Annotated in this window: 11 protein-coding genes; 10 read left to right on the top strand and 1 reads right to left on the bottom strand. The window is 71.2% G+C overall.

From position 1 onward, the window contains the following. Positions 1-15 precede the first annotated feature (15 nt). The 6 genes from ftsZ to ACFYMM_RS04970 all read left to right on the top strand — a co-directional run bounded on the left by ftsZ (position 16) and on the right by ACFYMM_RS04970 (position 5,073). Positions 16-1,212, top strand: coding sequence for a cell division protein FtsZ (gene ftsZ, locus ACFYMM_RS04995; protein WP_388383921.1), 1,197 nt, complete (start codon positions 16-18; stop codon positions 1,210-1,212). 10 nt (positions 1,213-1,222) lie between these two features. Continuing rightward, positions 1,223-1,954, top strand: coding sequence for a peptidoglycan editing factor PgeF (gene pgeF, locus ACFYMM_RS04990; protein ID WP_388383919.1), 732 nt, complete (start codon positions 1,223-1,225; stop codon positions 1,952-1,954). Between the two features lie 6 nt (positions 1,955-1,960). Further along, the gene (locus tag ACFYMM_RS04985; protein WP_388383917.1) at positions 1,961-2,695 is read left to right on the top strand and encodes a YggS family pyridoxal phosphate-dependent enzyme; all 735 of its coding nucleotides are present in this window, start codon (positions 1,961-1,963) and stop codon (positions 2,693-2,695) included. A gap of 126 nt (positions 2,696-2,821) precedes the next feature. Beyond that, complete coding sequence (locus ACFYMM_RS04980) at positions 2,822-3,475, top strand: cell division protein SepF (protein WP_388383916.1); 654 nt, start codon at positions 2,822-2,824, stop codon at positions 3,473-3,475. A gap of 58 nt (positions 3,476-3,533) precedes the next feature. Further along, positions 3,534-3,821 carry a YggT family protein gene (locus ACFYMM_RS04975; protein ID WP_388383914.1) on the top strand — a complete coding sequence of 96 codons (288 nt, stop codon included), beginning with the start codon at positions 3,534-3,536 and terminating at the stop codon, positions 3,819-3,821. A 55-nt stretch (positions 3,822-3,876) separates the two neighbouring features. After that, the gene (locus ACFYMM_RS04970) at positions 3,877-5,073 is read left to right on the top strand and encodes a DivIVA domain-containing protein (protein WP_388383913.1); all 1,197 of its coding nucleotides are present in this window, start codon (positions 3,877-3,879) and stop codon (positions 5,071-5,073) included. 238 nt (positions 5,074-5,311) lie between these two features. Here ACFYMM_RS04970 and ileS read toward each other — a convergent pair whose 3' ends face one another. After that, on the bottom strand, positions 5,312-8,455 hold the full coding sequence (ileS, locus tag ACFYMM_RS04965) for an isoleucine--tRNA ligase (RefSeq protein WP_388383911.1): 3,144 nt from the start codon (positions 8,453-8,455) through the stop codon (positions 5,312-5,314). A gap of 603 nt (positions 8,456-9,058) precedes the next feature. On the opposite strand from ileS, the gene ACFYMM_RS04960 reads away from it, so the two are divergent. From ACFYMM_RS04960 to ACFYMM_RS04945, 4 genes are all read left to right on the top strand, one after another. Beyond that, complete coding sequence (locus ACFYMM_RS04960) at positions 9,059-10,432, top strand: TraR/DksA family transcriptional regulator (protein ID WP_388383909.1); 1,374 nt, start codon at positions 9,059-9,061, stop codon at positions 10,430-10,432. Positions 10,433-10,499: 67 nt separating this feature from the next. Beyond that, a complete protein-coding gene (gene lspA / locus ACFYMM_RS04955; protein WP_388383907.1) occupies positions 10,500-11,111 on the top strand; it encodes a signal peptidase II in 612 nt (203 codons plus the stop codon). Positions 11,112-11,162: 51 nt separating this feature from the next. Continuing rightward, entirely contained in the window at positions 11,163-12,107 is a 945-nt protein-coding gene (locus ACFYMM_RS04950; protein WP_388383905.1) for an RluA family pseudouridine synthase, read from the top strand. After that, complete coding sequence (locus ACFYMM_RS04945) at positions 12,104-12,571, top strand: GNAT family N-acetyltransferase (protein ID WP_388383903.1); 468 nt, start codon at positions 12,104-12,106, stop codon at positions 12,569-12,571. The genes ACFYMM_RS04950 and ACFYMM_RS04945 overlap by 4 nt, the downstream gene beginning before the upstream one ends. The last annotated feature ends 32 nt before the right edge of the window (positions 12,572-12,603 follow it).

The raw sequence follows: 12,603 nt of genomic DNA, 5'->3' as shown, positions 1-12,603 counted from the left end.
CGAGAGGCCTTCGACGTGGCAGCACCGCAGAACTACCTCGCAGTCATCAAGGTCATCGGTGTCGGCGGCGGTGGTGTCAATGCCATCAACCGGATGATCGAAGTCGGTCTCAAGGGTGTCGAGTTCATCGCCATCAACACCGACGCACAGGCGCTGTTGATGAGCGACGCCGACGTCAAGCTCGACGTCGGCCGCGAACTCACCCGCGGACTCGGCGCCGGAGCCAACCCGGCCGTCGGCCGCAAGGCCGCCGAGGACCACCGCGAGGAGATCGAGGAGGTCCTCAAGGGGGCCGACATGGTCTTCGTGACGGCCGGTGAGGGCGGCGGCACCGGCACCGGCGGCGCGCCGGTCGTGGCCAACATCGCCCGCTCGCTGGGCGCCCTCACCATCGGCGTGGTCACCCGCCCGTTCACCTTCGAGGGGCGGCGCCGCGCCAACCAGGCCGAGGACGGCATCGCGGAACTGCGCGAAGAGGTCGACACCCTCATCGTCATCCCCAACGACCGGCTGCTGTCCATCTCGGACCGCCAGGTCTCGGTGCTCGACGCCTTCAAGTCGGCCGACCAGGTCCTGCTCTCCGGTGTCCAGGGCATCACCGACCTCATCACCACGCCCGGCCTGATCAACCTCGACTTCGCCGACGTGAAGTCGGTCATGTCCGAGGCCGGTTCGGCCCTCATGGGCATCGGCTCGGCCCGCGGCGACGACCGCGCCGTGGCCGCCGCCGAGATGGCGATCTCCTCGCCGCTGCTGGAAGCCTCCATCGACGGCGCCCGGGGCGTGCTGCTCTCCATCTCCGGCGGCTCCGACCTCGGCCTGTTCGAGATCAACGAGGCCGCCCAGCTGGTCAGCGAGGCCGCCCACCCCGAGGCCAACATCATCTTCGGCGCGGTCATCGACGACGCCCTCGGCGACGAGGTCCGGGTCACCGTGATCGCGGCCGGCTTCGACGGGGGCCAGCCGCCGGCCCGCCGGGACAACGTCCTCGGCTCGACCTCGGGCTCGGCCCGCCGCGAGGAGCCCGCTCCGGTGCGGCAGCCCGAGAGCCGCCCGTCCTTCGGTTCGCTCGGCAGCGTGACCCCGAAGGAGGAACCGGAGCCGGCGCCCGAGCCGGTCGCCGACATCCCGGTCGCCCCGCCGGTCCCGTCCTCGCGGACCTACTCGGACAGCGCGGCCGAGGAACTGGACGTACCGGACTTCCTCAAGTGATGCTCCTGACGTGATAGGACAGCGCAACATCGTGAACGGCGCGCATTTCGCCTTCACCGACCGGTGGGGCGGGGTGAGCGCCGTTCCGTACGAGGAACTGAACCTCGGCGGAGCGGTCGGCGACGACCCCGGTGCCGTGCGGACCAACCGTGAACTGGCCGCCAAGTCGCTGGGCCTCGACCCGGCGGACGTGGTCTGGATGAACCAGGTGCACGGGGCCGACGTCGCCGTGGTGGACGGGCCCTGGGATCCGGCGGCGCCGGTCCCGGCCGTCGACGCCCTCGTCACCGCCCGCCGGGGACTCGCCCTGGCGGTGCTCACCGCCGACTGCGTGCCGGTGCTGCTCGCCGACCCGGTCGCGCAGATCGCCGCAGCGGCCCACGCGGGCCGGCCCGGACTGGTCGCCGGGGTCGTCCCCGCCGCCGTACGGGCCATGATCGAACTCGGCGCCGAGCCCTCCCGGATCGTCGCCCGCACCGGCCCCGCCGTCTGCGGCCGGTGCTACGAGGTGCCGGAGGCGATGCGCGCCGAGGTGGGCGCCGTCGAGCCGGCGGCGCACGCCGAGACGAGCTGGGGCACTCCGGCGGTCGACGTGAGCGCCGGGGTGCACGCGCAGCTCGGGCGCCTCGGGGTGCACGACCGGGAGCAGTCGCCGGTGTGCACGCTGGAGTCGGGCGACCACTTCTCCTACCGCCGGGACCGCACCACCGGGCGGCTCGCGGGCTATGTGTGGCTGGACTGATGGGACATGACGGACCGTAGGGATGAACTCGCCAGAAACTTGGCGAAAGTGGAAGAGCGCATCGTGGCCGCGTGCGCGGCGGCCGGGCGCAAGCGGGAGGAGGTGACCCTGATCGTGGTCACCAAGACCTACCCGGCGAGCGATGTGCGGATCCTGTCGGAACTGGGGGTGCGCCAGGTCGCCGAGAACCGCGACCAGGACGCCGCCCCGAAGGCCGCCGCATGCTCGGATCTGCCTCTCACCTGGCACTTCGTCGGTCAACTGCAGACCAACAAGGTGCGCTCGGTGGTGGCCTACGCGGATGTCGTGCAGTCCGTCGACCGCCCCCGGCTCGTCGGCGCGCTGTCCAGGGAGGCGGCGCGCGCCGGGCGTGAGGTGGGGTGCCTCGTCCAGGTCGCGCTGGACGCGGGCCAGGGGCCGGCGGGGACGGCCGCGGAGGGTGAGCGCGGTGGCGTCGCGCCGGACGGAATCGAAGAGTTGGCCGACCTCGTCGCCCGGTCCCCGGGGCTGCGGCTCGACGGGCTGATGACCGTCGCCCCGCTCGCCGGGGAGTACGCGGGGCGCCAACAGGCGGCGTTCGAGCGCCTCATGGATTTGTCGACCGACCTGCGCCGCGCTCATCCGGCTGCGAACATGGTGTCGGCAGGGATGAGCGCGGACCTCGAACAGGCCGTGGCGGCCGGAGCGACACATGTGCGCGTCGGCACTGCGGTACTCGGAGTCCGCCCTAGGCTCGGGTAACGTCGCCAAGAAGTCGGACCACAGCAGAAAATATGGTCAATGCCCGTCGAACACGGGCGCAACGACCTCGTGGATCGCGGGCACTTGGCAGTCAGTCGATCCACCACAGAGCGGAGGACTCAGAGCATGGCCGGCGCGATGCGCAAGATGGCGGTCTACCTCGGCCTCGTGGAGGACGATGGGTACGACGGCCGCGGTTTCGATCCCGACGACGACTTCGAGCCCGAACTCGACCCGGAGCTGGAGCGGGATCATCGACGGCACGAACCGTCCCACCAGTCGCATGGTTCGCATCAGTCCCATCAAGCATCACCCAGGGACGAATCGGTGCGAGTGGTACAGCCTTCGGCGCCACGCGAGTCCGTCTCCCATTCGGCTTCGCTGCCCGCGGAATCGGGACGCCCGGCGCGGATCGCGCCCGTGGCATCCATCACACAAGAACGTCAGTCTCTGGAGAAGAACGCGCCGGTGATCATGCCCAAGGTTGTGTCGGAACGAGAGCCGTACCGGATCACCACGCTTCACCCCCGGACCTACAACGAGGCCCGTACCATCGGGGAACACTTCCGTGAGGGCACCCCGGTGATCATGAATCTGACTGAGATGGACGACACAGACGCGAAGCGACTTGTCGACTTTGCGGCCGGTTTGGTGTTTGGTCTTCACGGCAGCATCGAGCGGGTGACGCAGAAGGTGTTCCTGTTGTCGCCTGCTAACGTCGATGTCACGGCGGAGGACAAGGCCCGCATCGCAGAGGGCGGGTTCTTCAACCAGAGCTGAGACGCAGTAGCAGTACCGGAGAACGAAGCATGGAACAGGGGAGAGGGAAACGCAGGCCATGAGCGTGTTCGCGCAGGTGATCTACATCGCGCTGATGGTGTTCCTCATCGTGCTCATCTTCCGGTTGGTCATGGACTACGTCTTCCAGTTCGCCCGCTCGTGGCAACCCGGCAAGGCGATGGTGGTCGTTCTCGAGGCGACCTACACTGTCACCGATCCACCGTTGAAGCTTCTGCGGCGGTTCATTCCGCCGCTGCGTCTCGGGGGCGTGGCGCTCGACCTGTCCTTCTTCGTACTGATGATCATCGTCTACATCCTGATCACGATCGTGCAGAACGTGATGTGAGCGATGTGAGAGATACGGTCTTGCCGAATGCCGACGACTACGTTGAGGTGAAGAGATGCCGTTGACCCCCGAGGACGTGCGGAACAAGCAGTTCACGACCGTCCGCCTCCGAGAAGGCTATGACGAGGACGAGGTCGATGCCTTCCTCGACGAGGTCGAAGCCGAACTGACCCGTCTGCTCCGCGAGAACGAGGACCTGCGCGCCAAGCTGGCCGCGGCCACGCGCGCCGCTGCCCAGAACCAGCAGAACATGCGCAAACCTCCGGAGCAGGACCAACAGCAGGGCGGTATGCCGCAGCAGGGCATGCGAGGTCCCGGCGCTCCGGTACCCGCCGGGATATCGGGCCCGCCGCAGCAGCAGATGGGTGGCCCCATGGGTGGTCCGCCCCAGCTGCCGAGCGGTGCCCCGCAGCTGCCCGCCGGTCCCGGTGGTCAGGGTGGTCCGCAGGGCCAGGGTCCGATGGGTCAGGGTCCGATGGGCCAGAACCCCATGGGCCAGGGTCCGATGGGCCAGGGTCCGATGGGTCAGGGTCCGATGGGCCAGAACCCCATGGGTCAGGGTCCGATGGGCCAGAACCCCATGCAGCAGCAGATGGGCGGTCCGATGGGCGGCCCCATGGGCGGTCCGATGGGCGGCCCCGGTCAGGGCCCCGGTGGCGACAGCGCCGCCCGAGTCCTCTCGCTGGCCCAGCAGACCGCCGACCAGGCGATCGCCGAGGCCCGCTCCGAGGCCAACAAGATCGTCGGCGAGGCCCGCAGCCGTGCCGAGGGTCTGGAGCGTGACGCCCGTGCCAAGGCCGACGCGCTGGAGCGGGACGCGCAGGAGAAGCACCGCGTCGCCATGGGCTCCCTGGAGTCCGCGCGCGCCACGCTGGAGCGCAAGGTCGAGGACCTGCGCGGCTTCGAACGCGAGTACCGCACGCGTCTGAAGTCGTACCTGGAGTCGCAGCTGCGCCAGCTGGAGACCCAGGCCGACGACTCGCTGGCTCCGCCGCGCACCCCGGCCACCGCCTCCCTCCCGCCGTCCCCGGCGCCTTCCATGGCCCCGGCCGGCGCGAGTGCCCCGTCCTACGGCGGCAACCAGACGATGGGCGGCGGCCCGGCGCCCTCCGCTCCGTCGTACGGCGGCCAGCAGCAGATGACCCCGGCGATGACCCAGCCCATGGCTCCGGTCCGTCCCCAGGGCCCCTCGCCGATGGGTCAGGCTCCCTCGCCGATGCGCGGGTTCCTGATCGACGAGGACGACAACTGACGGCCGCGGCACGGTGAGTAGTACGCCGTAGGCGTCGGCAGCGTTCAAAAAGGGCGGGGCCCCGGATCCGATCCGGGGCCCCGCCCTTTTTACGCGTGTTGACGTCCTCCCACGGAAACCGTGCCCATCCGCAGGGGTGCGGGGTGCGGGGTGCGGGGCGCGGGGGCCGTATCGCCATGCGGCCGGCGCCGCGTGTGCGCGACCGGCCCCCGCGTCCCCGGGTCGCCGACGGCGAGGGTCACACCTTCCGCAGGCGGAACGTGAGCGACAGGCCGTCGTCGGTGAACGGCTCGCCGAAGGAGTCGTCCGCCTCGCCCTGGCCGAAGTCGGTCGCCAGGACCTCCTCGGCGATCAGACCGGTGTGCTCGCCCAGCGCGGCGGCGACCGCCGGATCGGTCGACCGCCACCGCAGCGCGATCCGGTCGGCGACGTCCAGACCGCTGTTCTTGCGGGCCTCCTGGATCAGCCGGATCGCGTCCCGGGCCAGACCGGCCTGCCGCAGCTCCTCGGTGATCTCCAGGTCGAGGGCGACCGTGGCCCCCGAGTCGGAGGCCACCGACCAGCCCTCGCGCGGGGTCTCCGTGATGATCACCTCGTCCGGTGCCAGCGTGACCGTCTCGCCGTCGACCTCCACCGACGCCGTGCCCTCGCGCAGCGCCAGGGACAGAGCGGCGGCGTCGGCCGCGGCGACGGCCTTGGCCACGTCCTGCACCCGCTTGCCGAACCGCTTGCCCAGCGCGCGGAAGTTGGCCTTGGCCGTGGTGTCGACCAGGGAACCGCCCACCTCGGACAGCGAGGCCAGCGAGGAGACGTTCAGCTCCTCCGTGATCTGCGTGTGCAGCTCGGGGTCGAGGGCCTCGAAGCCGGCGGCGGCGATCAGGGCCCGCTGCAGCGGCTGGCGGGTCTTGACGCCCGACTCCGCGCGCGTGGCCCGGCCCAGCTCCACCAGGCGGCGCACCAGGACCATCTGCTTCGACAGCTCCGGGTCGATCGCCGAGAGGTCCGCCTCGGGCCAGGACGCCAGGTGCACCGACTCCGGGGCGCCCGGGGTGACCGGCACGACCAGGTCCTGCCAGACCCGCTCGGTGATGAACGGCGTGAGCGGTGCCATCAGCTTCGTGACCGTCTCGACGACCTCGTGCAGGGTGCGCAGCGCGGCCTTGTCGCCCTGCCAGAAGCGGCGCCGCGAGCGGCGGACGTACCAGTTGGACAGGTCGTCGACGAACGCGGACAGCAGCTTGCCGGCGCGCTGGGTGTCGTACGCCTCCAGGGCCTGGGTCACCTGGTCGGTGAGCGCGTGCAGCTCCGACAGCAGCCAGCGGTCGATCAGCGGACGCTCGGCCGGGGCCGGGTCCCCGGGGCCGGGCGCCCAGTTCGACGTACGGGCGTACAGCGCCTGGAAGGCGACCGTGTTCCAGTACGTCAGCAGCGTCTTGCGGACGACCTCCTGGATGGTGCCGTGACCCACGCGGCGGGCCGCCCAGGGGGAGCCGCCGGCCGCCATGAACCAGCGGACCGCGTCCGCGCCGTGCCGGTCCATCAGCGGGATCGGATCCAGGGTGTTGCCCAGGTGCTTGGACATCTTGCGGCCGTCCTCGGCGAGGATGTGGCCGAGGCAGACGACGTTCTCGTACGACGACTTGTCGAAGACCAGGGTGCCGACCGCCATCAGCGTGTAGAACCACCCGCGCGTCTGGTCGATCGCCTCGGAGATGAACTGCGCCGGGTACCGGCTCTCGAACAGTTCCTTGTTCCGGTGCGGGTAGCCCCACTGCGCGAACGGCATCGAACCCGAGTCGTACCAGGCGTCGATGACCTCAGGTACACGCGTGGCCGTCTTCGCGCAGCCGTCGTGCGGGCAGGCGAAGGTGACCTCGTCGATGTACGGGCGGTGCGGGTCCAGCTCCGACTGGTCGGTGCCGGTCAGCTCGGTCAGCTCGGCGCGTGAGCCGACGCAGGTCAGGTGCTCGTCCTCGCAGCGCCAGATCGGCAGCGGGGTGCCCCAGTAGCGGTTGCGGGACAGCGCCCAGTCGATGTTGTTGTTCAGCCAGTCGCCGAAGCGGCCGTGCTTGACGGACTCCGGGAACCAGTTGGTCTTCTCGTTCTCCTGGATGAGGCGGTCCTTGACGGCCGTGGTGCGGATGTACCAGGAGGGCTGCGCGTAGTACAGGAGCGCGGTGTGGCAGCGCCAGCAGTGCGGGTAGCTGTGCTCGTAGGGCAGGTGCTTGAAGAGCCGGCCGCGCTGCTGGAGGTCCGCGGTGAGCTGTTCGTCCGCCTTCTTGAAGAAGACGCCGCCGACCAGCGGGAGACCCTCCTCGAAGGTGCCGTCGGGGCGGACCGGGTTCACGACCGGCAGGCCGTAGGCGCGGCAGACCCTCAGGTCGTCCTCGCCGAAGGCGGGGGACTGGTGGACCAGACCCGTACCGTCCTCGGTCGTGACGTATCCGGCGTTCACCACGTAGTGGGCGGGTGCTGGGAACTCCACCAGCTCGAACGGACGTTGATAGGTCCAGCGCTCCATCTCGGCGCCGGTGAAGGTCTGCCCCGTGGTCTCCCAGCCCTCGCCGAGCGCCTTGGCGACGAGCGGCTCGGCGACGACGAGCTGCTCCTCACCGTCGGTGGCGACGACGTAGGTGACCTCGGGGTGGGCGGCGACGGCGGTGTTGGAGACCAGGGTCCAGGGGGTCGTCGTCCACACCAGGAGCGCGGCCCGGCCCGCGAGCGGACCGGAGGTGAGCGGGAAACGGACGTACACGGAGGGGTCGACGACCGTCTCGTAGCCCTGTGCCAGCTCGTGGTCGGACAGGCCGGTGCCGCAGCGGGGGCACCAGGGGGCGACGCGGTGGTCCTGGACCAGCAGGCCCTTGCCGAAGATCTCCTTGAGCGACCACCACACGGACTCGATGTAGGCGGGGTCCATGGTGCGGTAGGGGTCGTTGAGGTCGGTCCAGTACCCCATGCGGGTCGTGAGCGCCTCGAAGGCGTCGGTGTGGCGGGTCACCGACTCGCGGCACTTGGCGTTGAACTCGGCGATGCCGTACTTCTCGATGTCCTGCTTGCCGGAGAAGCCCAGCTCCTTCTCGACCGCCAGCTCCACCGGGAGGCCGTGGCAGTCCCAGCCGGCCTTGCGGGCCACGTGGTAGCCGCGCATGGTGCGGAAGCGGGGGAAGACGTCCTTGAAGACGCGCGCCTCGATGTGGTGGGCGCCGGGCATGCCGTTGGCGGTGGGCGGGCCCTCGTAGAACACCCATTCGGGGCGGCCCTCGGACTGCTCCAGGGTCTTGGCGAAGATCTTCTGCTCGCGCCAGAAGTCGAGCACGGCGTGCTCGAGCGCGGGCAGGTCGACCTGGGCGGGCACCTGGCGGTACGTCGGCGCTGTCATCTGCGGGCTTCCTCCAACGGACTTGCTGCCTTCCGTCGGAGGGACGAGAGCCGGATGACTTCCGGACGCCGTGTGCGGCGCGCTCCCGCGGTACCACCCTCCTTGGCTCTCCGGTGTGCCGTACGCACCGGGAAGCCCCCTCATTGGGGTCGCGATGCCGGGTCTAGCGGCCACTGCTCGGCGCTGCGGCTTTCTTCCGGCGGCTCCGGGGTGATCTTCACGTCGCGCTCGCCCCCGGGCTCACACCGTCCCCGGGTCGCTCTGGGCTGCGTACGCCGCTACTCGTCCCCATCCACGCTTCTCGCTCCGCCCAGTGTACGGCGCCCCGCCGACAGCGGCCGACCGGTTTTCCAGGCGCCGGCGGCTCGGGCGGCTCACGGGCCGGGATGACCCGAATGGCGAGGTACGCCTGTTCGCATCCTGGGATGTCCGCACCGGCGGATTACCCGGCGGGTTGCTGGGCACAACGCATGCAGGCTTGCTGCGCGGGGGTCGCGGGGCGGGCGGATCGGGCGGCGTGCCCCGTTGCCGCGGGACTCAAGTCGATTTATCGTCCCAGCACGATTCGCCTGCAAAATCACAATATGTGAAGGGGCCGCGGCCATGGTGGCGAAGAAGACCGCCGTACAGCAGCCGGCGTCCGGCCGGTCCGCCCAGGGGGTCGGCGGAAAGAAGACCGCGTCGGCCGGGACCGGGGCGGCTTCCGCGCGTTCGCCGAAGCCGGCGGTCCGGGGGGAGGGGAGTGGCGGACGGGCGGCTGCGGAGACGGCTGTGGTGACCGGCAGGAGGAGCCGCGTCCGGGAAACGGGCGGTGGTCGGGACGGCGGCCGCGAAGGGAAGACCGCCGCCGAGAAGCCGGCGGCCAGGAAGCCCGCCGCGAAGAAGGCGGCGGTGTCCGCGGCGGACGCCGGGAAGGCGACCGCGAGGAGCCCGGCCGCCGGGGAGGGCGCGGGCGGGGAGGGCGCGGGCGGGACGCAGCCCTCCGGGGCGACGGCCGTGACGAAGACGGCCGTGACGAAGACGGCCGTGACGAAGACGGGCGGGAAGAAGGCGGGCGGGAAGAAGGCTTCGGCCAGGAAGCCGGCTGCGAAGAAGGCGGTCGCCGGGAGGGCCGTCGACGTGACGGCGGCTGCCGCGGTGAGCGGCGGGGATACCTCGCCCGAGGCGGCGGCGCCGGTGGCGGAGGCGGGCGGGAAGAGGGCAGTCAGGAAGCCGACCGAGAAGAAGGCGGCCGGCCGTGCGAAGAGACCGGCCGGCGAGAAGGCGGGCGACGCGAAGGCGGGCGACGCGAAGGCGGGTGGTGAACAGGCCGCGGTCTTCGCGGGAGCGGACGTCGGCGAGGCCGTCGGGAAGGTGGGTGCCGTGGCGGGGGGCGGTGTGGGCGAGGGCGTCTCGGGGCAGAGCGTTTCCGGGAAGGGCACCTCCAAGGGGGCGGCGGAGAAGAGCACGGCCAAGAAAGCGGGCGCGGCGCGGGCCGCGAAGCAGACGGGAGCCACGACAGTGGTGGTGAAGAAGACTCCTGACACGGCCGCGGCGGAGCAGACCGCCGTACCCAAGGCGCGGGGCACCGCGGCGGCACCCGGCGAACTGGCGGTACGCCCGGGCGAGGACCCCTGGACCCCGGCGGAGGTCGCGGAGGCGCGCACCGAGCTGATGTCCGAGACGGCCCGGCTGCAGGCCGAGATCACCGCCTCCGAGGAGTCCCTGGCCGGCCTGATGCGGGACTCGGGAGACGGCGCGGGCGACGACCAGGCGGACACCGGCACCAAGAACATCACGCGCGAGCACGAACTGGCGCTGGCCGCCAACGCGCGCGAGATGCTGATCCAGACCGAGCGCGCCCTGCAGCGGTTGGACGCGGGCACCTACGGCCTGTGCGAGAACTGCGGCAACCCCATCGGCAAGGCCCGGATGCAGGCCTTCCCCAGGGCCACCCTGTGCGTGGAGTGCAAGCAGAAGCAGGAACGCCGCTACTGAGCGAGTGGGCCGCCCGGGCCGTACCGTAGTCTCGTCCTCGGTCAGGCATCTAGGTTGAGGGACTCAAGTGGCAGAGGCGGAGCGCATCATCGGTACGCCGGGCACCCCGGACGACAGCGGCGAGCGGACGGCGGCCGACCGGGCCCCGGGCGCGTCCGATACGCAGGGGCAGGCCCCGGCCCGGCGGCCCGGCCGCGGGCGCCGGGTGGTCGTGCTGTTCGCGGTGGCCGCGTTCGCCTACGCCCTCGACCTGATCAGCAAGATCATCGTGGTCAGGAAGCTGGAGCACCGCGAACCGATCAAGGTGGTCGGGGACTGGCTGGAGTTCCACGCCATCCGCAACCCGGGCGCCGCCTTCGGCTTCGGCGCGGCCTTCACGGTCATCTTCACGCTCATCGCGGCGGCCGTGATCGTCGTGATCATCCGCCTGGCCCGCAAGCTCTACAGCCTGCCCTGGGCGATCGCCCTCGGCCTGCTGCTCGGCGGCGCGCTCGGCAACCTCACCGACCGGATCTTCCGGGCCCCGGGCGTCTTCGAGGGCGAGGTCGTCGACTTCATCGCTCCCAAGGGCTTCGCGGTGTTCAACCTGGCCGACTCCGCGATCGTGTGCGGCGGCATCCTGATCGTGCTGCTGTCCTTCCGCGGTCTGGACCCGGACGGCACGGTCCACAAGGACTGAGCGCACGCACTGGCGTACGGCGTTGTCGGACCCGTCCGGCATACTCGTCGGGTGAGCACGATTCCCGAGATCCGTACCCTGCCCGTGCCCGACGGTCTGGAGGGCGAGCGCGTCGACGCCGCCATCTCCCGGATGTTCGGCTTCTCCCGTACCAAGGCGGCGGAGCTGGCCGCCGCGGGCAAGGTCCAGGTCGACGGCGCGGTGGTCGGCAAGTCCGAGCGGGTGAGCGGCGGCGCCTGGCTGGAGGTCGAGATGCCGCAGGCGCCCGCGCCGGTGCAGGTGGTCGCCGAGCCGGTCGAGGGCATGGAGATCGTGCACGACGACGACGACGTGGTGGTGATCGTCAAGCCGGTCGGCGTCGCCGCCCACCCCAGCCCCGGCTGGACCGGCCCGACAGTCATCGGCGGTCTCGCCGCCGCCGGGTACCGGATCTCCACCTCCGGCGCCGCCGAGCGCCAGGGCATCGTGCACCGCCTGGACGTGGGCACGTCCGGCCTGATGGTGGTGGCCAAGTCGGAGTACGCGTACACGTCGCTCAAGCGCCAGTTCAAGGAGCGCACGGTCGACAAGCGCTACCACACCCTCGTGCAGGGCCACCCCGACCCGACGAGCGGCACGATCGACGCCCCCATCGGCCGCCACCCCCAGCACGACTACAAGTGGGCGGTCACGGCCGACGGCAAGCCCTCCGTGACCCACTACGACCTCATCGAGGCCTTCCGCGCCGCCTCCCTGCTCGACGTGAAGCTGGAGACCGGCCGCACCCACCAGATCCGCGTCCACATGGCCGCCCACCGCCACCCCTGCGTCGGCGACCTCACCTACGGCGCCGACCCCACCCTCGCCAAGCGGCTGCGCCTGACTCGGCAGTGGCTGCACGCCGTGCGGCTCGGCTTCGAGCACCCGGGGGACGGCCGGTGGGCCGAGTTCGAGTGCGACTACCCCGAGGACCTCCAGCTGGCGCTCGACCAGGTCCGCGAGGAGACCTACGGGTGAGCGCGGCCTACCGCGTGCGCGTCGCCGAGGACCCCGCCGACCGCGAGGCCTGCTTCGCCGTGCGCAAGCGGGTGTTCGTCGTCGAGCAGGGCGTCCCGCAGGACATCGAGTACGACGCGTACGACGCCGTGGCCGTGCACCTGCTGGCCGTCCGGGAGGACGGGGTGGCACTCGGCACCGGCCGTCTGCTGTACGGCGAGGCGGCCGCCGACAAGACCGGCGGTGACGCGTCCGTCGGCTCCCTGGGGCGGCTCGCGGTGACCCAGGAGGCGCGCGGTCTCGGTGTCGGCGTGGCCCTCGTGCGGGCCGTCGAGGAGGCCGCACGCGCGCGTGGACTCACGGCCGTGGACCTGCACGCGCAGACCCACGCCCTGGGCTTCTACGAGCGGCTCGGGTACGCGGCCTACGGCCCGGAGTTCGCGGACGCCGGGATCTCGCACCGGGCGATGCGCCGCGCCCTATGAGGTAGCCGCGCCCCCGCCCGGGCCGGTGGCCG

The organism is Streptomyces sp. NPDC006739, from assembly GCF_042869815.1.
Lineage (GTDB): Bacteria > Actinomycetota > Actinomycetes > Streptomycetales > Streptomycetaceae > Streptomyces.
The sequence above is the reverse complement of the archived record's forward strand: the minus strand, read 5'-3'. Positions and strand labels throughout refer to the sequence as shown.

Excerpts from the sequence above, each read along its gene's own strand:
- ACFYMM_RS04970 (WP_388383913.1), top strand. The coding sequence starts at position 3,877 with ATGCCGTTGACCCCCGAGGACGTGCGGAACAAGCAGTTCACGACCGTC.
- ACFYMM_RS04985 (WP_388383917.1), top strand. The coding sequence starts at position 1,961 with ATGACGGACCGTAGGGATGAACTCGCCAGAAACTTGGCGAAAGTGGAA.
- ACFYMM_RS04980 (WP_388383916.1), top strand. The coding sequence starts at position 2,822 with ATGGCCGGCGCGATGCGCAAGATGGCGGTCTACCTCGGCCTCGTGGAG.
- ACFYMM_RS04960 (WP_388383909.1), top strand. The coding sequence starts at position 9,059 with ATGGTGGCGAAGAAGACCGCCGTACAGCAGCCGGCGTCCGGCCGGTCC.
- ACFYMM_RS04975 (WP_388383914.1), top strand. The coding sequence starts at position 3,534 with ATGAGCGTGTTCGCGCAGGTGATCTACATCGCGCTGATGGTGTTCCTC.
- ileS (WP_388383911.1), bottom strand. The coding sequence starts at position 8,455 with ATGACAGCGCCGACGTACCGCCAGGTGCCCGCCCAGGTCGACCTGCCC.